Annotated in this window: 24 protein-coding genes; 4 read left to right on the forward strand and 20 right to left on the reverse strand. The window is 66.1% G+C overall.

Annotated elements, in window-relative coordinates; translation table 11 throughout:
- Positions 1 to 29 precede the first annotated feature (29 nt).
- The 13 genes from ASF14_RS20140 to rpsB all read right to left on the reverse strand — a co-directional run bounded on the left by ASF14_RS20140 (position 30) and on the right by rpsB (position 12257).
- Positions 30 to 347 carry a PilZ domain-containing protein gene (locus tag ASF14_RS20140; RefSeq protein ID WP_056439642.1) on the reverse strand — a complete coding sequence of 106 codons (318 nt, stop codon included), beginning with the start codon at positions 345 to 347 and terminating at the stop codon, positions 30 to 32.
- Between the two features lie 136 nt (positions 348 to 483).
- The gene (gene rpmE / locus ASF14_RS20145; RefSeq protein WP_042487709.1) at positions 484 to 714 is read right to left on the reverse strand and encodes a 50S ribosomal protein L31; all 231 of its coding nucleotides are present in this window, start codon (positions 712 to 714) and stop codon (positions 484 to 486) included.
- A 100-nt stretch (positions 715 to 814) separates the two neighbouring features.
- Entirely contained in the window at positions 815 to 1258 is a 444-nt protein-coding gene (gene fabZ, locus ASF14_RS20150) for a 3-hydroxyacyl-ACP dehydratase FabZ (RefSeq protein ID WP_042487765.1), read from the reverse strand.
- Positions 1259 to 1310: 52 nt separating this feature from the next.
- On the reverse strand, positions 1311 to 1982 hold the full coding sequence (locus tag ASF14_RS20155) for an OmpH family outer membrane protein (protein ID WP_056439645.1): 672 nt from the start codon (positions 1980 to 1982) through the stop codon (positions 1311 to 1313).
- Positions 1982 to 4726 (reverse strand): outer membrane protein assembly factor BamA, encoded by a 2745-nt coding sequence (gene bamA / locus ASF14_RS20160; protein WP_056439648.1) that lies wholly within the window; start codon positions 4724 to 4726, stop codon positions 1982 to 1984. Before bamA ends, ASF14_RS20155 begins: the two co-directional genes overlap by 1 nt.
- A gap of 70 nt (positions 4727 to 4796) precedes the next feature.
- Complete coding sequence (rseP, locus tag ASF14_RS20165) at positions 4797 to 5933, reverse strand: RIP metalloprotease RseP (RefSeq protein WP_056439650.1); 1137 nt, start codon at positions 5931 to 5933, stop codon at positions 4797 to 4799.
- Complete coding sequence (gene dxr / locus ASF14_RS20170; protein ID WP_056439652.1) at positions 5930 to 7087, reverse strand: 1-deoxy-D-xylulose-5-phosphate reductoisomerase; 1158 nt, start codon at positions 7085 to 7087, stop codon at positions 5930 to 5932. Before dxr ends, rseP begins: the two co-directional genes overlap by 4 nt.
- Positions 7087 to 7854 carry a phosphatidate cytidylyltransferase gene (locus tag ASF14_RS20175; protein WP_056439842.1) on the reverse strand — a complete coding sequence of 256 codons (768 nt, stop codon included), beginning with the start codon at positions 7852 to 7854 and terminating at the stop codon, positions 7087 to 7089. Before ASF14_RS20175 ends, dxr begins: the two co-directional genes overlap by 1 nt.
- A gap of 65 nt (positions 7855 to 7919) precedes the next feature.
- A complete protein-coding gene (locus ASF14_RS20180) occupies positions 7920 to 8636 on the reverse strand; it encodes an isoprenyl transferase (RefSeq protein WP_156361347.1) in 717 nt (238 codons plus the stop codon).
- A gap of 41 nt (positions 8637 to 8677) precedes the next feature.
- Positions 8678 to 9235 (reverse strand): ribosome recycling factor, encoded by a 558-nt coding sequence (gene frr / locus ASF14_RS20185; RefSeq protein WP_042487694.1) that lies wholly within the window; start codon positions 9233 to 9235, stop codon positions 8678 to 8680.
- A gap of 3 nt (positions 9236 to 9238) precedes the next feature.
- Positions 9239 to 9964 (reverse strand): UMP kinase, encoded by a 726-nt coding sequence (gene pyrH / locus ASF14_RS20190; protein ID WP_056439658.1) that lies wholly within the window; start codon positions 9962 to 9964, stop codon positions 9239 to 9241.
- 387 nt (positions 9965 to 10351) lie between these two features.
- Positions 10352 to 11287 carry a translation elongation factor Ts gene (gene tsf / locus ASF14_RS20195; RefSeq protein ID WP_056439660.1) on the reverse strand — a complete coding sequence of 312 codons (936 nt, stop codon included), beginning with the start codon at positions 11285 to 11287 and terminating at the stop codon, positions 10352 to 10354.
- Positions 11288 to 11447: 160 nt separating this feature from the next.
- Positions 11448 to 12257 carry a 30S ribosomal protein S2 gene (gene rpsB / locus ASF14_RS20200; protein ID WP_042487688.1) on the reverse strand — a complete coding sequence of 270 codons (810 nt, stop codon included), beginning with the start codon at positions 12255 to 12257 and terminating at the stop codon, positions 11448 to 11450.
- Positions 12258 to 12629: 372 nt separating this feature from the next.
- On the opposite strand from rpsB, the gene ASF14_RS20205 reads away from it, so the two are divergent.
- The gene (locus ASF14_RS20205) at positions 12630 to 12866 is read left to right on the forward strand and encodes a hypothetical protein (RefSeq protein ID WP_076718045.1); all 237 of its coding nucleotides are present in this window, start codon (positions 12630 to 12632) and stop codon (positions 12864 to 12866) included.
- Here ASF14_RS20205 and pssA read toward each other — a convergent pair.
- Both pssA and ASF14_RS20215 read right to left on the reverse strand, forming a co-directional pair.
- Positions 12805 to 13626, reverse strand: coding sequence for a CDP-diacylglycerol--serine O-phosphatidyltransferase (pssA, locus tag ASF14_RS20210; protein ID WP_056439665.1), 822 nt, complete (start codon positions 13624 to 13626; stop codon positions 12805 to 12807). The two genes, ASF14_RS20205 and pssA, sit on opposite strands and share 62 nt — an antisense overlap.
- Positions 13627 to 13639: 13 nt before the next feature.
- Positions 13640 to 14362 carry a phosphatidylserine decarboxylase gene (locus ASF14_RS20215; RefSeq protein ID WP_056439669.1) on the reverse strand — a complete coding sequence of 241 codons (723 nt, stop codon included), beginning with the start codon at positions 14360 to 14362 and terminating at the stop codon, positions 13640 to 13642.
- A gap of 143 nt (positions 14363 to 14505) precedes the next feature.
- Here ASF14_RS20215 and ASF14_RS20220 point away from each other — a divergent pair, with 143 nt between their 5' ends.
- Both ASF14_RS20220 and ASF14_RS20225 read left to right on the forward strand, forming a co-directional pair.
- Positions 14506 to 15726 (forward strand): NADP-dependent isocitrate dehydrogenase, encoded by a 1221-nt coding sequence (locus tag ASF14_RS20220; RefSeq protein WP_056439671.1) that lies wholly within the window; start codon positions 14506 to 14508, stop codon positions 15724 to 15726.
- Positions 15727 to 15838: 112 nt separating this feature from the next.
- Entirely contained in the window at positions 15839 to 16381 is a 543-nt protein-coding gene (locus ASF14_RS20225) for a TIGR02594 family protein (RefSeq protein WP_082442390.1), read from the forward strand.
- Positions 16382 to 16390: 9 nt separating this feature from the next.
- On the opposite strand, the gene ASF14_RS20230 is transcribed toward ASF14_RS20225, so the two are convergent.
- Positions 16391 to 16843, reverse strand: coding sequence for a c-type cytochrome (locus ASF14_RS20230; RefSeq protein ID WP_056439674.1), 453 nt, complete (start codon positions 16841 to 16843; stop codon positions 16391 to 16393).
- Between the two features lie 113 nt (positions 16844 to 16956).
- Here ASF14_RS20230 and ASF14_RS20235 point away from each other — a divergent pair, with 113 nt between their 5' ends.
- Complete coding sequence (locus ASF14_RS20235) at positions 16957 to 18735, forward strand: cation:proton antiporter domain-containing protein (protein ID WP_056439676.1); 1779 nt, start codon at positions 16957 to 16959, stop codon at positions 18733 to 18735.
- A gap of 139 nt (positions 18736 to 18874) precedes the next feature.
- Here the strand turns inward: ASF14_RS20235 and ASF14_RS20240 are convergent, their stop codons facing one another.
- From ASF14_RS20240 to ASF14_RS20255, 4 genes are all read right to left on the reverse strand, one after another.
- The gene (locus ASF14_RS20240) at positions 18875 to 21547 is read right to left on the reverse strand and encodes a valine--tRNA ligase (RefSeq protein ID WP_056439679.1); all 2673 of its coding nucleotides are present in this window, start codon (positions 21545 to 21547) and stop codon (positions 18875 to 18877) included.
- A 44-nt stretch (positions 21548 to 21591) separates the two neighbouring features.
- Positions 21592 to 23214, reverse strand: coding sequence for a histidine kinase famiy protein (locus ASF14_RS20245; RefSeq protein ID WP_056439682.1), 1623 nt, complete (start codon positions 23212 to 23214; stop codon positions 21592 to 21594).
- 73 nt (positions 23215 to 23287) lie between these two features.
- Positions 23288 to 23854, reverse strand: a complete 567-nt coding sequence (locus tag ASF14_RS20250) for a DUF2497 domain-containing protein (RefSeq protein ID WP_076718043.1) — start codon at positions 23852 to 23854, stop codon at positions 23288 to 23290.
- 42 nt (positions 23855 to 23896) lie between these two features.
- Complete coding sequence (locus ASF14_RS20255) at positions 23897 to 25429, reverse strand: TolC family outer membrane protein (protein WP_056439685.1); 1533 nt, start codon at positions 25427 to 25429, stop codon at positions 23897 to 23899.
- Between the last annotated feature and the right edge of the window lie 2 nt (positions 25430 to 25431).

Consider the following 25431-nt stretch of genomic DNA (forward strand, 5'->3'; position numbering starts at 1 on the left):
GCCATGCACTGACCAGCCGATGGAACGGATCAGGCGGTCATCGGGGCCAGTATGCCGAACGCCTCAGGCGTCAATGGCGTCTGGAAATGGCAACCGGCGGAAAAGTCGGACGCCCACACGATCTTGGCCTCGACCTCGCCGACATGGGGCAGGCGCAACCAGATCTTCAGGCCGCGACGCAATTCGGTATAGGTCTGGAGACGCGCGCCGGTGGTGGAAATGTCGGTGACCCGGCACAGTGCGCGGTCGAGTCCGCCACGTCCCAGATCGGTGTCCAGCGCGGTCGCCGTACGCGGGGAGCGGCGGCGATTGGCAAATTCGGCAGGTTCGAATTCGGCGGCGAACATGGCTTCACCCTAAACACCGCTGGTTAACATACTGCAAACCTATTCCGCCCTCCCCTTCTCCGGCGGACGCGAAAAACCCGGCGCTTCGTGGGAAGCACCGGGTCCTTCGATCGTCCGGCGATGAGGCCGGAAGCGATTACTTGCGGAGCGTGAGACCGCCGCCGAAACGCTTGTTGAAGCGCGCGACCTGACCGCCGGTGTCCAGCATGGTGCCGCGACCGCCGGTCCAGGCCGGGTGCGCCAGCGGATCGATGTCCAGCTGCATCGTGTCGCCTTCCTTGCCCCAGGTGGAGCGGGTTTCGAACACGGTGCCGTCGGTCATCTGCACCTTGATCATGTGATAGTCGGGATGCGTATCGGTCTTCATGATATTGCTCCGGAAAATGGCTGGTTCCGACCAGCCTTCAAGCTCAAGGCGCGGCCCATAGCGGACCGCGCCCCGTTAGTCAAAAGCCCGTGACGGTCGCTTACGCTTCTGCGGGCGGATCGGCGATCATCGCGGTGAAATTGGCTTCCGCGACGACGACGCCGTCGATCTTGGCGACCCCTGCGAACTTGCAGACGCGGGTCCGCTTCGACACGAACTCGACCTCCAGGTGCAGGAGCACGCCGGGCTCGACGGGCTTGCGGAACTTCACGCCGTCGATCGACATGAAATAGACCAGCTTGCCCGAATTCGCGAGGCCCAGGCTTTCCACGCCCAGCACACCGGCGGCCTGCGCCAGCGCCTCGACGATCAACACGCCCGGCATGATCGGACGGCCGGGATAGTGACCCTGGAAAAAGGCCTCGTTGATCGTCACCGCCTTCACCGCGCGGATCGACGTGTCGAGAACCAGCTCCTCGACACGATCGACCAGCAGCATCGGGTAACGGTGCGGGATCGCCGCCATGACCCGCGTCACGTCCATCGGGCCGATGACGGTCTTCGCCTCTTCGTTCACGACATCGCTCACCGGGATATTACCGGCCGCTGTTCTGGCGACGGGCAGGCGCCGGGGCGGCGGCGGCCGGAGCGGCAGCGGCGGGGGCAGCGCCCTGCTGCTGACCCTGCTGGCCGGGCTGCCAGTTGGCGGGCGGCGTGATGCTGACGGTCGGGACCAGCTTGTCCAATTCCGCCGTCACCGCGGACGTGATGTCGGCGGTCGGCTGCATGAACAGCACGGCCTGCGGGCTGACCAGCAGGCTGACATTCTTGGCGCGCACGGCGTTCTGCACCGCTTCGCCCAGACGCGCCTGGATTTGCTCGACCGCATAGGTCTGCGCACGGACGGCGGGCTGGGTCAGACGGCCGAGTTCCTGCTCGGCGGCCTGCTGCTTGGCCTGGATCGACTGGGCCTGGGTGCGCAGCGCGGCTTCGTTGGCGTTCGGCGCGGCGCGGGCGGTCTGGAACGCCTGGACCAGCGGCTCCAGCTCACGGCCGAGCGCGGTGCGGCGGGTTTCGGCCTGGTCGAGCTGCGCCTTGTAGGTCGTCTCGATCTGCTGACGGGCGGCGGCCCAGGCACGCGAACCGGCGATCGCACCCTGCGGGTCGGCCACGGCGACGCCGTTCACCTGGGCGCTGGCGGTGGTGGCGACGGTCGCGGCCGGCGCGACAAGGGCCGCCGCGAGGAGGAGCTTGGAAATCGTCTTCATCAGAACTGCGTCCCTACGTTGAAAGTAATGAGCTTGGGGTCGTCGCCCGGCTGCGTAACCAATGCCTTGGCAAGGTCGATGCGCAGCGGTCCGAATGGTGAATTCCAGTTCACACCGATGCCGATCGACACGCGCGGCTTCCAGGTGCCGAGATAGAATTGTTCCTGGGCATAGTTGGTGTTCTGAAGCGCGATGTTGGCCGTCCCGCCGGAGCAGGCGCCACCCAGCGTCGCGGAGTAGCCGGTCTGGCAGGTGGTGGTGAGGCCCGCCGTCTTGTCTGCCGTCGTGCTGTCATTGGTAGGCACCTGAAACAGCGGGCGCCCCTGTGCATCGGTCTGCGCCACCGGCGCCAGCGTCGGCGAGCCGTCCTTGTTGAACAGCGGATTGCCGTTGGCGTCCTTCGCCTGCGGGAAGTTGAGCGAGGCCAGCGGGCGGGTGACGCCCCACAGGCTGCCGGCCTGGACATAGACGCTGGGGCGCAGGCCCATCTCACGCGCACCCGAACCCAACGGGATTTCCAGCTCCGCACGCGCCAGATAGTAAGCGCGGCCACCCAGTGCGTCGTCGACGAACTGCTGGCGGTCCTTGCTCAGCGACTGGCTGCCGTCGTTGCCGATGACATAGGGCACGCGCAGCACGCGCGGACCGACGCCGCGAATGTCGAAGCCGCGGAACTGCGGCTCGCCCAGATAGAAGCGGTCGACGATACGAACCGGATCGATGCCCGGACCACGGCTGCCCTCGAGCGAGTGGATGTAACCGCCCTCACCCAGGATCGAGAAGACGAAGCCCTTGCCCAGCCCCTTGAACTTGGCGCCTTCCGCGCGGGTGCGGATATACTTCACGTCGCCGCCCAGACCGGCAAAGTCCTGACTGAACGAGAAGCGATGACCCGCCGTCGGACGCAGGCGGCTGTTCAGGCTGTCATAGATCAGCGAGTAGCCGACCGACGAGGTCCAGCGATTGCCGATCGAGTCGCAGAGATAGCGACCCGCCTGCTGGAAGTTACAGGTCCCGTCCGCGTTGAAGAACGACGCGTCTAGGCCAACCTGGTCATAGGTCAGGCCGTAACGACCCGACAGCGACCAATATTCGGTCAGCGGCACGCCCGCGCGCACCTGGAAGCCGGTCGACACCTGGCTGTAGGTCGTCTGGCGCGTGGTGCCCAGATAGTTGAACGAATTGAAGTCGCGACGGAACACGTCGACGCCCAGCGCGATATTCTTGTCGAACACATAAGGCTCGGTGAAGCCCAGTTCGATCGACTTGGAATAGGCCGAATAGTTCACGCCTGCGCGCAGTTCCTGGCCCTTGCCGCGGAAGTTACGCTGGGTGATGTTCGCCTGGATGATGAAGCGTTCCAGCGACGAGTAACCGGCCGACAGCTGGAGCGAACCGGTCGACTGTTCCTCGACATTGGTCTCCAGCACGATGCGGTCGGGCGTCGAGCCGGGGTTCTGCTTGATCTCCAGCTTTTCCTGGAAATAGCCGAGCGAGTTGATGCGATCCTGGCTGCGGCGGACCTGGAAGCTGTTGAAGGCGTCACCCTCGGCCACGCGGATTTCGCGGCGGACGACCTTGTCCTGCGTCTGCGTGTTGCCGTTGATGTCGATCCGCTCGACATAGGTCCGCTTGGCCTCGGCGATGTTGAAGGTGATCGCCATCGTCAGCGTGTCCTTGTCACGCTGGAAGTCGGGGTTCACATCGGTGAAGGCATAGCCGAACAGGCCCGCCGTCTGGCTGAGGCTGTCGATCGAGTCCTCGATCAGCTTGGCATTGTACCAGTCGCCCTTCTTCATGGGCAGCGACTGGGCAAGCTTCTCATTGTCGAAGTCGCGAATCTGGCTGTCGACCTTCACGTCGCCGAACTTATAGCGAGGGCCTTCCTCCACCACATAGGTGATGATGAAGTCCTTCTTGTCCGGCGTCAGCTCGGCGACCGCGCTCGTCACCCGGAAATCGGCATAGCCGTTGGTCAGGTAGAACAGGCGCAGCTTCTGCTGGTCGGCGGCCAGGCGATCCTGGTCATAGCTGGTGGCCGAGGACAGGAAACGGAACCAGCGCGACTGCTTGGTGTACATCGCACCGCGCAGTTCGTCGTCGGAGAACTTCTCGTTGCCGATGATGTTGATCTGGCGGACCTTGGACTTCGGCCCTTCGCTGATCTCGAACACCACGTCGACGCGGTTCTGGTCGAGATTGACCATCTTGGGCTCGACCACCGCGCCGAACCGGCCCTGGCGGCGGTACAGCTCGACGATACGCGCCACGTCCTGGCGAACCGCGGTCCGGGTGAAGATCTGGCGGGGAGACAGCTTGATCTCCTTCTTGATCTTGTCTTCCTTCAGGCGCTTGTTGCCCTCCAGGATGACCCGGTTGATGATCGGGTTCTCGCGCACGCGCAGCACGATGTCGCCCGTCTCCACACCGGAGATCGAGAAGTCGGCGAACAGCTCGGACGCCTGAAGATCCTTCAGTGCCTGGTCGAGCGTTTCCGGGGTATAGGGAATGCCGACCCGCAGCTTGGTGTAGGACAACACCGTCTCGGGCTCGATACGCTGGGCGCCTTCGACCCGCAGTGTCTTGATCGTGCGCACCGGCGCAGGTGCCACGGCCTGCGTCGGGGCAGCACCGGCCCCCGCGCTCGGCGCGGCAGGCGCGGTCTGCGCCATGACGGGAACACCCGACAGCATCGTGCCCGCCAGCAGCATGGCGCCCGCGCGCACAGTCTTCATACCCGTCATTGCTGTCACCAAACCCACCCCAGAAAAGTCGAACCGACCCCTGTCGTCGTCGCGCCCTGCCCCATCGGCGTCAGCCGATCAAGCTGCGGATATTTTTCCACAGCCCCAAATTGCCCAGATCGTTGAACGTTACGAAGAGCATCAGGGCCAGGATCGCGATCATGCCGCCACGGAATGCCCATTCCTGAGCCACCGGCTCCAGGGGGCGTCGCCGCACCGCTTCGATCGCATAGAAGAGAAGATGACCGCCATCCAGCATCGGCACTGGCAAGAGGTTGATGAACCCCAGATTGATGGACACCAGCGCCACGAAGAAAACGAACGCGTCGAGGCCCAGCGACATCTGCTCGCCCGACACTTTCGCAATGGACACCGGTCCGCCCAGTTCCTTGACCGAGCGGCGGCCCGAAATCACCTGGCCCAGCGTCTCGACCATCATGCGGACGATCTCGCCGGTACGCTGGACCGCCACCACGGGTGCGCGCACCAGGCTGACCGGACGGACGTCGACCGTACCGGCACCGCGCAGGCCCAGACGGCCGATGCGATAGCTGTTGCCGAAGCGGTCGCGCTGTTCCTCGGTGCCGATCGTCGCGCTGGTGGTGAAGGGCGTGCCGCCGCGCGTCGCCGCGATCGTCACCCGGTCCCCGGCGCGAATCTGCACATAGCGGGCGATATCGGCAAAGTCGGTGACGGCACGGTCGTCGATCGCCGTCACCCGGTCACCGGGGCGAAGCGAGGTCGCTGCCGCCGCGCTGCCGGGCATGATCTGTCCCACGACGGGCGGCACCACCGCCTCGCCATAGGCGTAGGCGAAGCCCGCCAGGATCAGGATGGCGGCGGCGAAATTGATCGCCGGGCCCGCCGCGACGATGATCGCGCGCTGCCACACCGGCTTGGCCTGGAAAGTACGGGCGCGTTCCTCGGGCGGCAGCGACAGCCAAGCGGCATCGGGCTGGCTGGCCGGGTTCATGTCGCCCGCGAACTTCACATAACCGCCCAGCGGCAGCCAGCCGATCTTCCACCGCGTATCGCGCTTGTCGGTGAAACCGGCGATCTCGCGCCCGAAACCGACGGAGAAGGTCTCGGCCTTCACGCCGAACAACCGTCCCGCGAGATAATGCCCCATCTCGTGCACGAACACGAGCGGGCCGAGGGCAAGGACAAAGGCCAGGATGGTCAACAACAGGCCGGGGGTTTCGATCAAACGACGCAATCCTCAACGCGCTCGGCCGTTATTGCCCTGGTCTCCGCATCGATCGCGATCACCGCATCGAGCGACTCCGGTGGGGCGGGGTCGTAGCGATGGAGAACATCCTCGACGATTGCGGCAATTTCGAGGAAGCCGATGCGACGCGCGAGAAAAGCCGCCACCGCGATCTCGTTCGCGGCATTGAGGATGGCCGGAGCCGCCCCGCCCGCCTCCAACGCGGCCCGTGCCAAGCGCAGCGCCGGGAAGCGCACCGGATCGGGCGCGGCGAAGTCCATCCGCCCCAGCGCGACCAGGTCGAGCGGCGCCATCGGCGTCGGCATCCGGTCGGGCCAGGCCAGGCAATGCGCGATCGGCACGCGCATGTCCGACGGCCCAAGCTGCGCCAGCATCGAGCCGTCGACATAATCGACCGCCGAGTGGATCACCGACTGCGGATGCAGCACGATCTCGATCCGGTCGGAGGGGACCGGGAACAGGCGCGCCGCCTCGATCAGTTCCAGCCCCTTGTTCATCATCGTCGCCGAGTCGACCGAGATCTTGGCGCCCATCGACCAATTGGGATGCGCCACCGCCTGTTCGGGGGTGACGCGGCGCATCTCTTCGGTCGTAGACTGGCGGAACGGGCCGCCGCTGGCGGTCAGGACGATCCGGCGCACCCGCTCGGGCCGTTCGAAGTCGAAGCATTGATAGATGGCGTTATGCTCGCTGTCGGCCGGGAGCAGCGTCGCCCCCGCCTTGGCCGCCGCCGCCAGCACCACCTCGCCCGCCGACACCAGCGGCTCCTTGTTGGCGAGCACCACCGTGCCGCCATTGGCGATGGCGGCCATGGCGGGTTCCAGCCCGGCGCAACCGACGATGGCACCCATCGTCCAGTCGGCGTGCAGGGCCGCAGCCTCGATCACCGCCGCCCGACCGCCCGCCACGTGGGTTTCGGTTCCGGCCAGCGCCGCGCGCAGATCGGGCAGGCAGCGTTCGTCCGCCACGACCGCCAGTTCGGCGTTGGTCCGCTTCGCCGCCGCCGCCAGCTTGGCGACGTCGCAATTGGCAGTCAGGGCCCGGACGCGGTAACGATCGGGCTCACGCTCGATCAGGTCCAGCGTCGAGGTGCCGACCGATCCGGTCGCGCCTAAAATGGTCACGCTACGCATCAGAACAGGTCCGGCAGGAGGATCAGCAGCGCGGCGATCGGCGCGACCGGCACGATGCCGTCCAGCCGGTCCATCACGCCGCCATGGCCGGGCAGCACGTTACCGCTGTCCTTGACGCCTGCGCGCCGCTTCAACGCGCTCTCGAACAGGTCGCCCATCTGCGCCAGCACCGCCAGCACCGGAGTCGCGATGACCAGATGCAACGGCAGGCCATGCGCCCAGCGCATCAGCACCGCCAGCAACGTCGCCGCCGCCACACCGCCGATCAGGCCGGACCAGGTCTTGGCCGGGCTGATGCTCGGGGCCAGCTTGGGTCCACCGAACTGCCGCCCGACGAAGAACGCGCCGCTGTCACAGGCCCAGACGATCGCCATCGACCAGAGCGACAGCACCAGCCCGTCGTCATGCAGCCGGATCGCCAGCAGCGAGAAGACGGGCAACCCGACATAAAGGGCCCCTGCCCCGAACTCCGGGCGGCGCGACACGATGGTCAGGAAGAAGAAGGTCGCCGCGATCAGCCCCAACGCGAAAAAGCCCGGCCCGGCGGCCAGACCCGGCGCCATGATGGCCAGTGGCACCGACAGCGCGAACTGGGCCAGCCGCTTCTGCTTGGCATCGACCTTCAACAGGTCGGACCATTCGGCCATCATGAACAGCGCGACGACGACGGCCAGCAGCCAGAAGGCCAGACCGCCCAATACGAGCGAAACGCTGGCCACGGCGATCATGACGATGCTGGCCAGCACCCGCTTGGTCAGGTTGGACATGCCGGACGCGGGTGGGTTGGCCGGGGCCGCCTCGGGCGCTCCGGCCTTGGGGGATTTGGGCTCGGTCACAGGCCGCCGAAACGCCGGTGTCGTCGGCCGAACTCGGCCACTGCATCGGCCAGCGCCGTCTCGTCGAAATCGGGCCAGAGCTTGTCGACGAACAGCAGCTCGGCATAGGCCGCCTGCCACAGCAGGAAGTTGGACAGGCGCTGCTCGCCCGAGGTGCGGATCACCAGGTCGAGCGGCGGCAGGCCTTTGGTCTGCAACTCGCCCTCGATCGCCTCCGGGGTGATCGCCTCCGCCGTCATCTCTCCGGCCGCGACCTTGCGGGCCAGCCGCCGGGTCGCCTCGACCAGTTCCGCCTGCGCGCCGTAATTCAGCGCGATGGCGAGGATCGGACCGCTATTGGCCGCCGTACGCTCGATCGCATCGTCGATCAGCGCCACGAGGTCGGCGGGGAAGCGGCGATAGTCGCCGATCACCCGCAACCGGACATTGTCCGACACCAGCTCGGCCAGGTCCTTGCGCAGGAAGATGCGCAACAGGCCCATCAGGTCGCTGATCTCGGTCTCGGGCCGCCGCCAATTCTCCGACGAGAAGGCGTAGAGCGTCAGCGCCTCGATCCCCATCGCCCGTGCCGCGCGCGCGATCCGGCGCACGGCATCGACCCCGGCCTTGTGACCGGCGAAGCGGGGGAGCAGACGGCGTTTGGCCCAGCGGCCATTGCCGTCCATGATGATCGCGACGTGACGCGGGACCGCACCCGTATCGGGCACGGCCACCAGCGACCCCAGAGCCGTCTGGGCCGAGGCGGCCGGAGGACTCACTTGCCCAGGATTTCCTTTTCCTTGGCCGCCGCAGCCGCATCCAGCTCGGCGATGGTGGCGTCGGTCAGCTTCTGCACCTCGGTCTCGTGGCGCTTGCGCTCGTCCTCGCCGAAGACGCCCTTCTTCTCGTCGACCTTCAGGCTGTCCATGCCGTCGCGGCGCACGTTGCGCACCGCGATGCGGGCGCCCTCGGCATACTTGCCGGCCAGCTTGGCGAGTTCCTTGCGGCGCTCCTCGGTCAGGTCGGGGATGGGCAGGCGCAGCGTCTGGCCGTCATTGATCGGGTTCAGGCCCAGACCCGCCGAGCGGATCGCCTTTTCGACCGACGACACGTTCGACTTGTCCCACACCTGCACCGACAGCATGCGCGGTTCGGGCGCGGAGACGGTGGCGACCTGGTTCAGCGGCATGTGGCTGCCATATACCTCGACCGTCACCGGATCGAGCAACGCCGTCGAGGCGCGGCCGGTGCGCAGACCGTTCAGGTCGTGCTTCAGCGATTCGACCGCGCCCTGCATACGGCGCTCGAGGTCGGACTTGTCATAGGCTGCCATGATTTAAGCTCCTGCGTTCTGGACGATCGTCGACACACCCTGGCCCGACAGCACGGCACCGAAATTGCCATGTTCGCGGATGTTGAAGACGACGATCGGGATATTGTTGTCGCGGCACAGCGCGATGGCCGAGGCGTCCATGACCTTCAGGTCGTCGGACAGCACCTTGGAGAAGGTGACGGTTTCGTAGCGGGTCGCGGTCGGCACCTTCTTGGGATCGGCATCATAGACGCCGTCGACGCTGGTGCCCTTGAACAGCGCATCGCACTTCATCTCGGCGGCGCGCAGCGCGGCACCGCTGTCGGTGGTGAAGAAGGGCGAACCGACACCGGCGGCGAAGATCACGACGCGGCCCTTTTCCAGATGCCGCTCGGCACGGCGGCGGATAAAGGGTTCGCACACGCTCGACATCGGGATGGCCGACTGGACGCGGGTATCGACGCCGATCTGTTCCAGCGCGTTCTGCACCGCCAGCGCGTTCATCACGGTCGCCAGCATGCCCATATAATCGGCGGTCGCCCGCTCGATCCCCTTGGCCGCCGCCGACAGGCCGCGGAAGATATTGCCGCCGCCCACGACGATGCACAGCTCATAGCCCTGCGCGCGGACATCGGCGATCTCCTGCGCGACGCGCGCGGTGATCTCCGGCGAGATGGCGAGGCCACCCTCGCCCATCAGGACCTCACCCGACAATTTCAGAAGGATACGTTTGAAGCGCGGGGTGGTCATCGTTTCTCGGATCTTGGTGATGAAAGTGGCGCGGACCTTAGGCGGCGACCGGCCAGCGGGCAACCATGGAGCGGCGGGTTGCGGGGATTTTCGTGGGACAATGGGCAAGCCGCCCCGATCCATTGCCCCGCCCCGCGTTCAGGTTGGGCGAACGGTAAACCCATTCCTCCCCAAGCTGTGCTTGGGGAGGGGGACCGCGCCCGCAGGGCGTGGTGGAGGGGCATGGCCGGTCCGTCACGCCCCTCCACCATCGCTGGCGCGATGGTCCCCCTCCCCGAGCATAGCTCAGGGAGGATTTGGAGAGACCCCAAACGCAAAGGGAGCGGCCCCCTCGCGGCGGCCACTCCCCTCTACCCTTACCGTCCCATCACGGAACGGCGCGAGGCATTACGCCTTCTGCGGAACGCCCGACGCGGCGGCCACTTCGGCCGCGAAGTCCGACGCTTCCTTCTCGATGCCTTCGCCCAGCTGGAAGCGGACATAGTCCACCAGCTTGATCTCGGCACCGGCGTCCTTGCCGGCCTTCGCCACGACGTCGCTGATCTTGGTCTTGCCGTCGATCACGAACAGCTGGCTGACCAGAGCGTGCTCCTTGCGGTACTTGGCGATGCCGCCTTCGACCATCTTGGCGATGATGTCGGCGGGCTTGCCCGATTCGGCGGCCTTTTCGGTCGCGATCGCGCGCTCACGCTCGATCTCGGCCTCGTCCAGGTCTTCCTCGTTCAGCGCCTTGGGGAAGGCAGCGGCGATGTGCATCGCCAGCTGACGGCCCAGCGACTGCAGCACGTCGTCGGCGGCTTCCGACTCCAGCGCGACCAGCACGCCGATCTTGCCCAGGCCCGGGGCCTGCTGGTTGTGGACGTAGGACACGACGGCGCCCTTCGACACTTCGAGGCGCTTGGCGCGACGCAGCGACTGGTTCTCACCGATGGTCGCGACATTGTTGGTCAGCACTTCGGCGACAGTGCCGCCCTGCGGCATCGCTTCGTTCTTCAGCGCTTCGACGTCGTCGCTGGTCTTCAGCGCGATCGCGGTCACGTCCTTCACGAACGCCTGGAACTGGTCGTTCTTGGCGACGAAGTCGGTTTCCGAGTTCACTTCGACGGCAGCGCCCACGGTGCCGCTGGTGGCGACGCCGACCAGACCTTCGGCTGCGGTACGGCTCGACTTCTTCTGCGCGGCCGCCAGGCCCTTCGTGCGCAGCCAATCCAGCGCGGCGTCCATGTCGCCAGCGGCTTCGTTGAGGGCCTTCTTGCAGTCCATCATGCCCGCGCCGCTTTTTTCGCGCAGGTCCTTGACCATCGCTGCGGTGATATCGGCCATTGTCTGATTTCCTCTGTCTGAAAAGGGGGATGCGGGTAGGGCCGCCCCATCGGAGGCGGCCCTTAGCACGGCTTGCATGTCAAGCCGATGTCACCGACCGGAGGCCATGCCCGCCTGGTCGATGATCGCCCCGCCCGCACCGCGGGGCATTGTCACGCGATTACGCGTCGATCTGGCGCTCGGCCTCGACCGCCTGCTCGGCGGCTTCGGTCGGGGCGACGGTCAGCGCTTCCTCGACGGGCGGCTCGGCCATCGCGCCGAAGTCCGCGCCGCTGCGGCGCTGCTGCTCGTTGTTGCCACGGGTGGCGGCAATGGCGACGGCTTCGCAGTACAGACGGATCGCGCGGCTGGCGTCGTCATTCGCCGGAACCGGGAACGCGATGCCGTCGGGCGAGACGTTCGAGTCCAGGATCGCCACGACGGGGATACCCAGCGTGTTGGCTTCCTTGATCGCCAGCTCTTCCTTGTTGGCGTCGATCACGAACATCACGTCCGGAATGCCGCCCATGTCGCGGATGCCGCCCAGCGACAGCTCGAGCTTGTCGCGCTCGCGGGTCAGGTTCAGCACTTCCTTCTTGGTCAGGCCGTGCGTGTCGCCCGACAGCTGCTCTTCAAGGGTCTTGAGGCGCTTGATCGAGTTCGAGATCGTCTTCCAGTTGGTGAGCATGCCGCCCAGCCAGCGGTGGTTGACGAAGTGCTGGCCCGCACGGCGAGCGGCCTCGGCGACCGGCTCCTGCGCCTGGCGCTTGGTGCCGACGAACAGGACCTTGCCACCGCCCGCGACGGTCGAGCTGATGAACTCCAGAGCGCGCGCGAAGAGCGGCACGGTCTGCGACAGGTCGAGGATGTGGACGCCGTTGCGGTCGCCAAAGATGTAGGGCTTCATCTTCGGGTTCCAGCGGTGGGTCTGGTGGCCGAAGTGCGCGCCGGTCTCGACCAGCTGCTGCATGGTGACGACGGGTGCCGCCATAATGTAATTCCTTCCGGTTAATCCTCTGGGAAGCGGATGACGCGGCGGGCAAAGCCCATGCGCACCGAAATATGATGCTTCCCATGCGGTGTTGAGGCGCGGGCCCTTAGCCGATGCAAAACCGGATGGCAAGCGCGCGAGCGCGTTCACTTTTGTTCCAACACCGATTGACAAGAGAACATCGGCGGAACATAAAGCGATCACAACAGGGTTGAGATTCCAGCCATCGCATAACGTCTTCGTAACGTCGCGAATTTGGCACGACTCAACCTGATGTCGGCGTTTCGGCGACGGAACTCGACGAAAAAATCAATGGTTACGGTCTGGTTAATGTGCCGGACCGTATCGGACGGACGGCAGGAGGCTGGCATCATGATGATCGTGGTGAGTGTTCTGGTTTTCACGGGCGCACTGGTCGCCGCCCTGACCACCATAGCGATGATGGTGGCGCCGCAATGGCGTCGCATCCTGCATCTCGCCACGGGTCACATCGAACCGGCCTTCACGCCATTGGCCACCCTGGTAGTGGCCGAGCGCCGGATCGCCGTCAGGCGCTGGGCGGCGGGCTCCCCTGCCCCTTCGCTGGTACGCCGCCGCGTGGCCGCCTGAGCCGCGCATAGGCGATCATGGTGGCGGGGATGCTCAGCAGATAGGCCAGACACAGCGCGGTCAGCGCGTGCCAGGGTGCCGAGATCAGCGCGACGCCGACCAACACGATGATCGCCAACGCTTCGAACCGCACATGGCGGCGCAGGCGGAACGAGGTCCAGGACAAGGTCGGCAGGCTCGACACCATCAGCAAGGCGACTAGCGCGACCCACGGCGCGACCAGATAGGGCGACGAAAAGATCGGCTCGCCCGTCCAGAACCATAGATAGAGCGGCAGCATGGCCAGCCCGGCTCCGGCGGGGGCCGGAACGCCGGTGAAGAAGCCCGCCGTCTTGCGCGGCTGATCCGTGACATCGAGCTGCGAGTTGAACCGTGCCAACCGCAATGCGCAGAACACCGCCTGGAGCACCGCGCAAATCCAGCCGATGCGCGGGAGGTTTTCGAGCGACCAGAGATAGAGGATCAGAGCAGGCGCGACGCCGAAGGAAATGGCGTCGGATAGCGAATCGAGTTCCGCTCCGAACCGGCTTTCCCCGCGCAGCAAGCGCGCGATCCGGCCGTCCAACCCGTCCAGCACCGCCGCGACCATGATCATGGTGACGGCCGCCTCCCATGATCCCGCAATGGCGAACTTCACCCCCGTCAGGCCGGACACCAGCGCAAGCGCGGTCACCGCATTGGGAATGATCGCCCGCAGCGGCAGACCGCGGGGCGGCTCGCCATCGGCGCGGCGACGGGCGAAACGGGGGGAAATGGCCATCGGAGCGTGCGGCTTACTGCGCGATGCCGGTCATCGGCTTGCCGCCGACACGGCCGATCACCGTCTCGCCCGCGACCGAACGCTGGCCCAGGCAAACCTGCGGCGTGACGTCATCGGGCAGGTACACGTCGACGCGGCTGCCGAAGCGGATCAGGCCGACACGCTGACCGGCGGCGACCATATCCCCGGGCTTCACGAAGCCGACGATACGACGCGCGACCAGCCCGGCGATCTGGGTGAAACCATATTTCCGGCCATCGCGACCCTCGACCACGAAATGCTGGCGCTCATTCTCGTCCGACGCCTTATCGAGATCGGCGTTGAGGAACTTGCCCGAGATATAGACGACCTGGCGGATGACACCTGCGACCGGCGTGCGGTTGATATGCACGTCGAACACCGACATGAAGATCGACACGCGGACCAGCGGCGCCTCGCCCAGTTCGCCGACCAGCTCGCGCGGGATCGGAACGCGCTGGATCATCGTCACCAGGCCATCGGCGGGCGCGACGATCAGGTCGTCGCCCTGCGGCGTGGTGCGGACGGGGTCCCGGAAGAACGCCGCGATCCAGATGCACAGGCCGACGAACGGCCAGAACAGCACCTTGGTGATCAACGTGGCGACGATGGTCAGGCCCGCCCCGATCAGCACATATTTGCGCCCTTCGGGATGGACGGCGGGGAAGCGCCACTTGACGGTGGTGGTCGCGACGGGGGGCTTTTCAAGCGAAGGCATCGGGCCTGTGTACCTGTCCACCGGCCATCGCACAATCTTTTCGGTTCGCCCCGGCCCTTTCGCGTGATGTGCAGGGTGGTTGATCCGCCGCGCCCCCTCCCCTAGACGCGTCACCAAACCTGCCTAATCTGAAGGATGCGCATATGGCGAAGATCAAGGTAAACACCCCCGTCGTGGAGATCGACGGCGACGAAATGACCCGGATCATCTGGGAATGGATTCGCGAACGCCTGATCAAGCCGTATCTCGACATCGAACTGGCCTATTTCGACCTGTCGGTCCAGAATCGCGACGCGACCGCGGACCAGGTGACGATCGACAGCGCCCATGCCACGCAGAAGTACGGCGTCGCCATCAAGTGCGCGACCATCACCCCCGACGAGCAGCGCGTCGAGGAGTTCGGCCTGAAGAAGATGTGGAAGTCGCCCAACGGCACGATCCGCAACATCCTGGGCGGCGTGGTCTTCCGCGAGCCGATCGTCATCAAGAACGTTCCCCGCCTGGTCCCCGGCTGGACCCACCCGATCGTCGTCGGCCGTCACGCATTCGGCGACCAGTATAAGGCGACCGATTTCAAGGTGCCCGGCAAGGGCAAGCTGACCCTGAAGTGGGAAGGCGAAAATGGCGAGTCGATCGAGGAGGAGGTGTTCAACTTCCCCGCCGCCGGCGTCGCCATGGGCATGTACAATCTCGACGAGTCGATCCGCGACTTCGCGCGCGCCTCGATGAACTATGGCCTGAATCGCGGCTGGCCGGTCTATCTGTCGACCAAGAACACCATCCTGAAGGCCTATGACGGCCGCTTCAAGGACATCTTCCAGGAGGTGTTCGACACCGAATTCGCCGAGCAGTTCAAGGCGGCGGGCATCGAGTATCAGCACCGTCTGATCGACGACATGGTCGCCTCGGCACTCAAGTGGCACGGCGAATTCGTCTGGGCCTGCAAGAACTATGACGGCGACGTGCAGTCGGACACGGTCGCGCAAGGCTTCGGCTCGCTGGGCCTGATGACCTCGGTCTTGATGACCCCGGACGGCAAGACGATCGAGGCGGAAGCGGCGCACGGCACCGTGACCCGTCACTATCGCCAGCACCAGCAGGGCAAGGCGACCTCGACCAACCCGATCGCCTCGATCTTCGCCTGGACCGGCGGCCTGAAGTATCGCGGCAAGTTCGACAACACCCCCGACGTCGTCCGCTTCGCCGAGACGCTGGAAAAGGTCTGCGTCCAGACCGTCGAGAACGGCCAGATGACCAAGGACCTCGCCATCCTGATCGGCCCGGACCAGCCCTGGATGACCACCGAGCAGTTCTTCGAGGCGATCCGCGTCAACCTCGAAACCGCGATGGCCAACTGGCAGTAAGGTCCGTTTCGGTTCGGTCGTCGATAGGCGACCGATCGCAGCGCGAGCAAGTTGGACCCGGGGGGCATGCCTCCCGGGTCTTTTTGCGTATCGCTCGATCGGGAGACAGGAAATGGATCTGGGAAATTATAGCTGGCTGACGACGATCGGCACCTTGCCCCGCATGGTGTCGGAGGCGCTTGGCATCTATGGCACCAAGGAAGCGCCGGGTGACGAAAACAACGCTGATATTTTGGCATGGGCCAAGGAGGTCGGTGGCGAAGTCGGCAAAAGCTATAAGGCAGATTCCACTCACTGGTGCGGGCTGGCGATGGCGCTCGTGGCGCGCCGGGCTGGCAAAACGCCGCCTTCCGAACCCTTATGGGCCTTGAATTGGCGGAAATTTGGTGAGCCTAGCGGCCAGCCCGATCTGGGGGACGTCGTCGTCTTCGTTCGCCCTGGTGGTGGCCATGTCGGGCTCTATGTCGGCGAAGACGCCACCCATTATCATGTGCTCGGAGGCAATCAGAGCGATACCGTGCGCATCAGCCAATATTCCATCGAGCAGTTCCGGGAAGCACGCAAGCCTCCCTATATGACCGCTCCTTCCATCGCGGTTCCGGTAGACCTGAATGAAGACGGGACATTGATGGACGGTCAATTCCCTACGGCCTGACCGTTAAGCCTATCTGGAACGCCCTTCGCGCTCCAGATAGGCGATCACATCCGCCCGGGCGAGCGGGTCGGGCAGGCCCGGAAAGGTCATCTTCGTCCCCGGTGCGAAGCGTTGCGGCGAGGTCAGCCAGCGGTCCATCGTCGCGCGGTCCCAATGCCCACCGACCCGCTCCAGTGCGGCGGTATAGCCATAGCGCAGGCTGCCCCCGGCGACCGGCTTGCCCATGATGCCGTGCAGATTGGGCCCCGCCCGATCGAGTTCGCCCTTGCCGATCGTGTGACAGGCCAGACACTGGCCGAAGGTCCGCGCGCCCGCATCGGCATCCGCGACCCGCATCAGCGCGTCGAGCGACGGGTTGGGCCCCGCCGCCTTCAGCCGTTCGGCCCGGTCGCCATCCCCGCAGGCGGTCAGTGCCAGGCAAGGCAGGATGGCGAACAGGACGGTCGATCGGGGCGGCTTCATCGTGCCGCCCTAACGCCGCCTTCGCACCATACCCCATTGGACGAATCGCCCCATCGTCGTTTCGTGGGATTAACGACCTGACAAGCGCGGCAAAGCCGGGTTAGGCTGTCGTCATGGCACTTCGGTTAGACAATCAGGGCTTTTCCGACGCCCTCGTGATCCTCGGGTCGGCGGGGATCGTCATTCCGGCCTTCGCGCGCTTTCGGGTCAGCCCGGTCATCGGGTTCATCCTGGTCGGGCTGCTCGTCGGCCCGGCCGGGCTGGGATCGCTCGTCCCCCATGCACCGTGGCTCTATTATCTAACCATCTCCAACCCGGAGTCGATCGAGCCCTTTGCCGAGTTTGGCATCATATTATTGCTGTTTTCCATCGGGTTGGAGCTATCCTTTCGCAGGCTTTGGGCGATGCGACGGCTGGTGTTCGGCACCGGCGCGGCCGAGTTGATCGGCTCGGCGGCGCTGATCGGGATCGCGCTCCATATGCTGGGGCAAGGCTGGGCGGGAGCGATCGGGCTGGGCCTTGCCCTTACCCTCTCCTCGACCGCTTTGGTGCTGCCGCTGGTCGGCACGACGAGCCCGGTGGGCCGCGGCGCGTTCGCAATGCTGCTCTTCGAGGATCTGGCGCTGGTGCCGATCATCTTCGCGCTGGGCGCCATGGCGCCGACCGCCAGCGACGAGGGCTGGGTCGGGATTGCGGGCGTCGCCCTGCGCGGCGGCCTGACGGTGGTCGCCATGTATCTGGGCGGCAAGTTCGTCCTGCCGCGCCTGTTCGCCCAGGCCGCGCGGACCAAGAGCCCCGAGCTGTTCCTGGCCGCCTCGCTGCTGGTCGTCATCGTCGCCAGCGTCGCGACGACCGCCGCCGGGCTGTCGCCGATCGTCGGCGCGCTGCTGGCGGGCCTGCTGATCGCCGAGACCGAATATCATTCCGAGGTCGAGGTGATGACCGCGCCGTTCAAGGGCCTGGCGCTCGGTGTGTTCCTGATCACCGTGGGCATGAGCCTGGACCTGCGGTTGATCGCGAAGAACTGGGACATGCTGCTACTCGCGGTGGTCGGCGTGGTCGCGGTGAAGGCGATCGTCACCTATCTGCTGCTGCGCGTCGCCCATGCCCGGCGCGGCGTGGCGGCGGAGACGGGCCTGCTGATGGGCAGCCCGTCCGAGACGACGCTGATCGTGCTGGGAACGGCAGCACAGGCCCAGCTGATCCTGCCCTCGACCGCCAGCTTCTGGCAGACGGTGACCGCGATCGGCCTGACCATCACCCCGTTGCTCGCCAAGGCAGGCCGGGTCATCTCGCGTCGGATCGAAGCGCGCAGCGGCGAATTGCCCCCCGCTCCCGAGGCGGATGCCGATACCGGACGCACCGTGGTCATCGGCTTCGGTCGCGTCGGCAAGATGATTGCCGACATGCTGACCGTCCATGGCCAGCCCTATGTCGCGGTCGAGGCCGATATCGATTCGGTCAGCGAGGCGCGGCGGGCAGGCTATCCGGTGCTGTTCGGCGACGTGGCGCGGGCCGAGCTGGTCGACCGGCTGAACCTGCCCGCTGCGCGCGCGCTGATCCTGACGATGGACGATCCGGTGCTGACCGTGCGGCTGGCGCGGCGCATCCGTGAGGCCGCGCCCGACCTGCCGATCATCGCGCGCGCCCGCGACATGGCGCATGCGACCGAGCTGTACCGTGCGGGCGTCAGCGAGGCGGTGCCCGAGACGCTGGAAAGCTCGCTGCAATTGTCGGAGGCGGTGCTGGTCGATCTGGGCGTCGCGATGGGACCGGTGATCGCGTCGATCCATGAAAAGCGCGACGAGCTGCGGCAGGTGATCCGGCGCGAGGCGCAACTCCAGCGCGAGCCGCGTATCCGGCGACTCAAGCGGCTGGGGGAACAGGGGTAACGAACCCCATTCCTCCCCAAGCTTGCTTGGGGAGGGGGGCCGCGGCCGTCAGGCCGTGGTGGAGGGGCATAGCCCCTCGCCCTTCCACCATCGCTTCGCGATGGTCCCCCTCCCCATGCCCAGCATGGGGAGGATCGGGTCAGCCCAGGCGACCCAGTGCGGCGTGCAGGCGCGCGGCCTCCGCCATCTTGTCGGCATGGTCGGCGCGGGCCTTTTCGACCGCTTCGGGCTTGGCGCGCTCGACGAAGCTGGCATTGCTCAGCCGCCCGCCCAGCGCGTCGCGTTCCTTCTCGACCGCCGCAATCGCCTTGGTCAGGCGCTGGCGTTCGGCGTCGAGGTCGATCACGCCTTCCAGCGGCAGGACGAAGGTCGCCTCATCCACCACGACCTGCGCGGCCCCGCCGGTGGCATCGCCCTCGGCAGCCTCGACACGCGCCAGACGCGCCAGTGCCGAAGCCTGACGGGTCAGACGTGCCGTCGTCCCCTCGTTCGCATCACGCACATGCATCGGCAAACGCGCGCCCGGCGGCACGTTGAGTTCGGTGCGCGCGGCGCGGATCTCGCTGACCAGACGGATCAGCCAGTCGATCTCACGCTCCGCCTCCGGGTCGAGCGCGCGGGCGTCGGCCATCGGCCACTGGGCCACGATCAGGTCATGATCGCGCGCACCCATGGCATGCCACAGTTCCTCGGTGATGAAGGGCATGAACGGGTGAAGCAGGACCAGGATCTGGTCGAGCACCCAGCCCGCCACCGCGCGGGTTTCCTCCCCGCCCTCTTCGCCGCCCTGGAGGACCGGCTTAATGAGTTCGAGATACCAGTCGCAGAAGCGGCTCCAGACGAACTGGTAAATGGCGTTCGCCGCGCCGTCGAAGCGGTAATCGGCCAGCGCGAGGTCGACCGTCTGCACCGTCTTCACCGTCTCGGCGATGATCCACTTGTTGACCGCCAGCGTCGCGTTGGGCGCCTCCAGCGTGGTCGAGGCGCCGATGCCGTTGGCCTGGGCGAAGCGCGCCGCGTTCCACAGCTTGGTCGCGAAGTTGCGATAGCCCTCGACCCGGCGTTCATCCATCTTGATGTCGCGGCCCTGGCTCTCCATCGCCGCCATGAAGAAGCGCAGCGCGTCGGCGCCATACTGGTCGATCAGGCCCAGCGGATCGACCGTATTGCCCTTCGACTTCGACATTTTCGAGCCATCGGCGGCACGGACAAGACCGTGGAGATACAGCGTCTTGAAGGGCACCTCTTTCATGAAGTGCATGCCCTGCATCATCATCCGCGCATCCCAGAAGAACAGGATGTCGAAGCCGGAGATCAGCACGTCGTTCGGGTAGCGGCCCGCCAGCGTCTTGTCGCCGTTATCGGGCCAGCCGAGCGTCGCGAACGGCCAGAGGGCGGAAGAAAACCAGGTGTCGAGCACGTCCGGATCGCGGGTCAGGGTGACGCCCTCACCTGCTTCTGCGCGCGCCTCTTCCTCGGTTTCGGCGACGAACACGCGGCCGTCCTCGGCGAACCAAGCCGGGATCTGGTGGCCCCACCAGAGCTGGCGGCTGACGCACCAGGGCTGGATATTCTCCATCCAGTTGAAGAAGGTCTTTTCCCAGGCCTGCGGCACGATCTTGATATCGCCGCCGCGCACCGCCTGGATCGCGGGCTGGGCCAACGTCTTGGCGTCGACATACCATTGGTCGGTCAGCCAAGGCTCGGTCACCACGCCCGAACGGTCGCCGAACGGGGTCTGGATCGTGCGCGGCTCGGCGTCGTGTTCTTCGCCGTCCTTGTCGACATGCGGGATCAGGACGCCCTCATCCTTCAACCGCGCGACCACGGCCTTGCGCGCGTCGGCGGTCGACAGGCCCAGGAACGCGTCGGGGATCAGACCGTCCGCCGTCTGGCAGATATGCGCCTTGCCATCGAGCATGTTGAGCATGTCGCGGGCTTCGATCCCGGCGCGGCGGCCGACCTCGAAATCGTTGAAGTCGTGGCCGGGCGTGATCTTGACCGCGCCCGATCCCAGTTCGGGGTCGGCATGTTCGTCGGCGACGATCGGGATCAGGCGGCCGGTGATCGGCAGGCGGACCTGCTTGCCGATCAGCGCGGTGTAGCGCGCGTCGTCGGGGTGAACCGCGACCGCCATATCGGCCAGCATCGTCTCCGGCCGGGTCGTCGCGACCTCGATAAAGCCCGATCCGTCGGCCAGCGGGTAGCGCAGGCGCCAGAAGCTGCCCTTCACTTCGCGAGTCTCGACTTCCAGGTCGCTGATCGCGGTGCCGAGCCCCGCATCCCAGTTGACCAGCCGCTTGTCGCGGTAGAGCAGCCCTTGGCGGTACAGGTCGACGAATACCTTCAGCACCGCCTTGCTGAAGCCCTCGTCCATGGTGAACCGTTCATTGACCCAGTCCATCGAGCAGCCCAGACGGCGCAGCTGGCCGGTGATCTGGCCGCCGCTTTCCGCCTTCCACGTCCAGACCTTTTCCAGGAACTGGTCGCGGGTGAAGTCGGTGCGCTTCTCACCACGCGCGTTCATCTGGCGCTCGACCACCATCTGGGTCGCGATGCCCGCATGGTCGGTGCCGACGACCCACAACGCATCCTTGCCCTTCAGCCGGGCATGGCGGACCAGAATGTCCTGCAACGTGTTGTCGAGCGCATGGCCGATATGCAGGTTGCCGGTGACGTTGGGCGGGGGGTTGACGATCGTCCACGGCTCGGCGTTCGGGCGGTCGGGGCGGAACAGGCCCTTTTCCTCCCAATGGCCATACCAGCGGGCTTCGATTGCGGCGGGGTCGAACGTCTTGGGCAGCTCAGTCATGACGCTGCCTTAATCACCCGCGCCGCGATCCGCCAGATATTGTATCAGGTTCGCGCACCCGGCCGGTCGAGGACCGCGCGGATACGCTCGTTCAGGTCGGCGCGGCGATAGGGCTTGCGGATCAGCTCATAGGAGCGCGCGCCCTCGTCGATCGCCTCGTCGGCAAAGCCGGTGGTCAACAGGACCGACAGATGCGGATAATCGCGCCGCACGACCTGCGCCAGCGCGACGCCGTTCATCCCACCGGGCATCAGGATATCGGTGAACAGCAGGGCGAAGTCGCTGTCCTGCGCCAGATGGTCGAGCGCTTCGCGCGCGCTGCGGGTCAGGACGACGTCATAGCCCAGATCCTCGAGCATCGATTTGCCGAGATCGCCGACATCATCCTGGTCCTCGACCATCAGGACGCGCTCGACCCCACCACTGCGGGCAGGCTGAACGGGTGCGGCGCGGCGTTCGGTGACGCCCGCAGCCCGCGGAAAATAGAGCGCGATCGCCGCGCCGTCCGTGTCGGTTTCGACCGTGGCGAGGCCGCCCGACTGGCGCATGAAGCCATAGACCATGGCGAGGCCCAGCCCGGCACCCTTCCCCATTTCCTTGGTGGTGAAGAAGGGGTCGAAAATCTTGTCGGCGATCTGCGGATCGATGCCCGGCCCGTCATCGGCGACGCGCACCATGACATATTCGCCCGGCTCCAGATTGGCGGGCCCTTCGGGACTGTCGCCGGAGTGGATCATGTTGCGGGTCGAGATGGTGATCTCACCCTGCCCCGACTGACGGCCGATCGCCTCGCGCGCGTTGCCGACGATGTTGAGCAGCGCCATTTCCGCCTGGACCGGGTCGATCCGGCAGTTCCAGAGATTTTCCTCCAGCCGCTGGCGCATCACCACGCCATCGCCCGCCGTCCGGTTCAGGATCGGGCGGAAATCCTCGATCAGCTGGTTGAAGTTGAGCAGCCGGTCGCGCAGTTCCTGTTTGCGGGCAAAGGCGAGCAGCTGCTGGGTCAGTGTCGCGCCCCGCGCGGCGGCGGCGGCGATCGCCTCGACCGCACGACGGCCGCTACGATCGCCCTGATCGACCCGCGCCTCGAGGATATCGGCATAACCGATGATGACCTGGAGCAGGTTGTTGAAGTCATGCGCGATGCCGCCGGTCAGCTTGCCGACCGCCTCCATCTTCTGCGCCTCGTGCAACGCATCCTCGGCCTCGCGGCGGCGCGATATGTCGAGCTGGCTGCTGAAGAAATAGACCAGCTCGCCCGCATCGTCATAGACAGGCGAGACGAACAGCGCGTTCCAGAAGGTCGAGCCGTTCTTGCGATAGTTGAGCAGTTCGACCGCGATCTCGTCGCGCCGCGCAATCGCCGCGCGGACCTGGGCCACCACGTCGCGATCGGTTTCCGGCCCTTGCAGGAAGCGGCAATTGGTGCCGAGGATTTCCTCCTCGGAATAGCCGGTCATGAAGCTGAAGGCTTCGTTGCAGAAGACGATGGGATTGTCGGGCTGCCGGGGATCGGTGACGATCATCGGCATCCGCGTCGTCTTCACGGCGGCGAAGAAGATGTCCGACTGCCCCGAATGCGGCTGGCTCGCATCCGCGATCGGGGGGGACGACACGTGCGAGCGCGTCGATTTCGACAGATCGGGCGTCTCGGGTGTCGGGTTCATGCCCAACGAACCCGGACGGGTGCCGCCGGTTCCGCTTTCATCTTGATGCAGGTCGAAAAGCCGGCGGGCAGGATCAGCGCCCTTCGCGCGTGATCCGGGCGATTTCGCGCGCGACCATCGCCTCGACCATCTCGGGCAGATGGGTATCGAGCCATTCGCGCAGCATCGGGCGCAGCATGTCGCGGACCAGCCCTTCGAGCGTGCCGTCGCTGGTGGGTTCCGGCTTGACCATCATACGGCTGAGCGCCTCCAGGGAACCACGGCTGGCCTCGGCCACGCGCGGGGATACGATCGCCTCTTCCGCGTCGTCCAGATCGGCCTGGACCGGCGGGGCGACGGGTGCGGGGGCGGCGACATGCGCCACCGGCTCGGGGGCCGGAGCAGGCGCCGGGGCGGGTTCGGGCGCGACGGCGCGCATCGCCGATTCGGCGGCGCGGGCGGCGGCGGCCTCGACCTTCATGCGCAGCGGCATGGGATCGCTGAGTTCCAGGACCTCGGGCGAATCATCCTCGACCGCAGGCGCGGGCACGGGGCGCGGCTGGCGACGCTGGCGCGCGGGCACTTCGCCCTCTTCGGCAATGATCCGTTTGATCGAGGAGAGGATCTCTTCCATCGACGGCTCTGCGCTGACATCACCCATGACCGCAAACCCCATTCTTGCCCCCAAGGCCCCTGTCCGGCCTTATTGCCGGCTTGGTGCCTCCGCACCTGTGGTTAATGCGGGGCTTCTGTCAACAGGGGCGTTGACGTCGGCGTCGAGCGGACGGGTGATCGCCGCCGTCTGCGCCGGGGTTCCGGCGGTGGTGCTGGCGACCGGCGCTGGCTCGCCATCGCCGCCCCAGTCGCTGATCTTATTGCGGACACGCTTGTAGTTGGCGACCGGATCGTAGAGAGAACCGCCGTCCAGGCCCAGGTCTCGCGCCTCGGCATTGCCCATCGCGGCGATCAGCGCGAAGCCCGCGACATAGGCGTCGCGCCGCGCCGTCACCAGCGTCACCTGGCTGTTCAGCAATTCCTGCTCGGCGTTCAGAATGTCGAGCACGGTCCGGGTGCCGACGCTGTTCTCGGCGCGCACGCCCTCCAGCGACAGCGAGTTGGCGCGCACCGCCGATTCGGCCGAGGCGATCACCTCCTGCGAGGACTGCCACACGGCGTAGGCGGAGCGGACCTGCGCCACGACCTGCCGCTCGGTACCTGTGGCGTTCTCCAGCGCCTGGCCGCGCAGTGCCTCGGCCTGTCGGACCTGCGCCGCTGGCCGGCCGCCCTGGAACAGCGGCATGGACAACTGAGCCCCGACCGTCGCGTTGATGCCCGAACCCGGCACGTTGCCAGCCCCCGGCGGCGCGTTGATTGAGCCGAGATAGTTGAAATAATTCCCGCTCGACACCGCTGTGATCCGGGGCAAACGGTTGGCGCGGGCGACGTTGATGTCATAACGGGTCGCATCCGCCGTGCGCCGTGCAGCGATCAACTGCGGATTCTGGTCGAGCGCGATGGCCACCGCCTGATTGGGCGAAGCGGGAAGCGCGGGAAGCGCGGGTGGCTGCTCCAGACCGACCGGCGCGACGCCAACGATGCTGACATAGTTTTCGCGGCTGGAGATCAGGTTTGCCTGCGCCGACTGGAACTGCGCGCGCGCCTGTGCCAGACGGGCTTCGGACTGGGCGACGTCGGTGCGGGTCAGGTCGCCGACCTGGAACCGATCGCGCGAGGCGCGCAAATTGGTGTCCAGCACATTGACGTTGCGGGTGTTGAGGTTGACGATCGCCTCGTCGCGGATGACGTTCATGTACGCCGCGACGACATTGGTAAAGAGGTTCGCCTCTACCCCGCGCAGCTGTGCCCGCCCGGCATCGACCCGCGTCTCGGCCGCGCGCACCGCATTCTTGACCGCGCCGCCCTGATAGAGCGGCACCGACAATTGCAACTGCCCCGTGCCGACGCGTTCCGGGTTGAGGAAGTTGTTATTGGCCACGACGATATTGTCGATGATCTGGCCGTTCGACTGCAGCGACGGCAGGCCGCTGGCCCGTGCGATCGGCACATTCTCATCGGTCGCGCGCTGGGCGGCACGCTGACCGGTGATCGCCGGGTTGCTCTGATACGCCCGCACCATCGCCTCGCGCAACGTCTCCGCCGAAGCCGACCCGGCCATCAACAGGGCCGAGCCGATCAGAACGCCGGAGGTCAGGGAGGAAGTCAGGTGCAGGCGCATAG

It is taken from the genome of Sphingomonas sp. Leaf257 (assembly GCF_001422185.1).
Lineage (GTDB): Bacteria > Pseudomonadota > Alphaproteobacteria > Sphingomonadales > Sphingomonadaceae > Sphingomonas > Sphingomonas yabuuchiae.

Coding starts and splice junctions, on each gene's coding strand:
- ASF14_RS20140 (WP_056439642.1), bottom strand. CDS start 347: ATGTTCGCCGCCGAATTCGAACCTGCCGAATTTGCCAATCGCCGCCGC.
- rpmE (WP_042487709.1), bottom strand. CDS start 714: ATGAAGACCGATACGCATCCCGACTATCACATGATCAAGGTGCAGATG.
- fabZ (WP_042487765.1), bottom strand. CDS start 1,258: ATGGACGTGACGCGGGTCATGGCGGCGATCCCGCACCGTTACCCGATG.
- ASF14_RS20155 (WP_056439645.1), bottom strand. CDS start 1,982: ATGAAGACGATTTCCAAGCTCCTCCTCGCGGCGGCCCTTGTCGCGCCG.
- bamA (WP_056439648.1), bottom strand. CDS start 4,726: ATGACGGGTATGAAGACTGTGCGCGCGGGCGCCATGCTGCTGGCGGGC.
- dxr (WP_056439652.1), bottom strand. CDS start 7,087: ATGCGTAGCGTGACCATTTTAGGCGCGACCGGATCGGTCGGCACCTCG.
- ASF14_RS20175 (WP_056439842.1), bottom strand. CDS start 7,854: ATGTCCAACCTGACCAAGCGGGTGCTGGCCAGCATCGTCATGATCGCC.
- frr (WP_042487694.1), bottom strand. CDS start 9,235: ATGGCAGCCTATGACAAGTCCGACCTCGAGCGCCGTATGCAGGGCGCG.
- pyrH (WP_056439658.1), bottom strand. CDS start 9,964: ATGACCACCCCGCGCTTCAAACGTATCCTTCTGAAATTGTCGGGTGAG.
- tsf (WP_056439660.1), bottom strand. CDS start 11,287: ATGGCCGATATCACCGCAGCGATGGTCAAGGACCTGCGCGAAAAAAGC.
- rpsB (WP_042487688.1), bottom strand. CDS start 12,257: ATGGCGGCACCCGTCGTCACCATGCAGCAGCTGGTCGAGACCGGCGCG.
- ASF14_RS20205 (WP_076718045.1), top strand. CDS start 12,630: ATGATGATCGTGGTGAGTGTTCTGGTTTTCACGGGCGCACTGGTCGCC.
- pssA (WP_056439665.1), bottom strand. CDS start 13,626: ATGGCCATTTCCCCCCGTTTCGCCCGTCGCCGCGCCGATGGCGAGCCG.
- ASF14_RS20215 (WP_056439669.1), bottom strand. CDS start 14,362: ATGCCTTCGCTTGAAAAGCCCCCCGTCGCGACCACCACCGTCAAGTGG.
- ASF14_RS20220 (WP_056439671.1), top strand. CDS start 14,506: ATGGCGAAGATCAAGGTAAACACCCCCGTCGTGGAGATCGACGGCGAC.
- ASF14_RS20225 (WP_082442390.1), top strand. CDS start 15,839: ATGGATCTGGGAAATTATAGCTGGCTGACGACGATCGGCACCTTGCCC.
- ASF14_RS20230 (WP_056439674.1), bottom strand. CDS start 16,843: ATGAAGCCGCCCCGATCGACCGTCCTGTTCGCCATCCTGCCTTGCCTG.
- ASF14_RS20235 (WP_056439676.1), top strand. CDS start 16,957: ATGGCACTTCGGTTAGACAATCAGGGCTTTTCCGACGCCCTCGTGATC.
- ASF14_RS20240 (WP_056439679.1), bottom strand. CDS start 21,547: ATGACTGAGCTGCCCAAGACGTTCGACCCCGCCGCAATCGAAGCCCGC.
- ASF14_RS20245 (WP_056439682.1), bottom strand. CDS start 23,214: ATGAACCCGACACCCGAGACGCCCGATCTGTCGAAATCGACGCGCTCG.
- ASF14_RS20250 (WP_076718043.1), bottom strand. CDS start 23,854: ATGGGTGATGTCAGCGCAGAGCCGTCGATGGAAGAGATCCTCTCCTCG.
- ASF14_RS20255 (WP_056439685.1), bottom strand. CDS start 25,429: ATGCGCCTGCACCTGACTTCCTCCCTGACCTCCGGCGTTCTGATCGGC.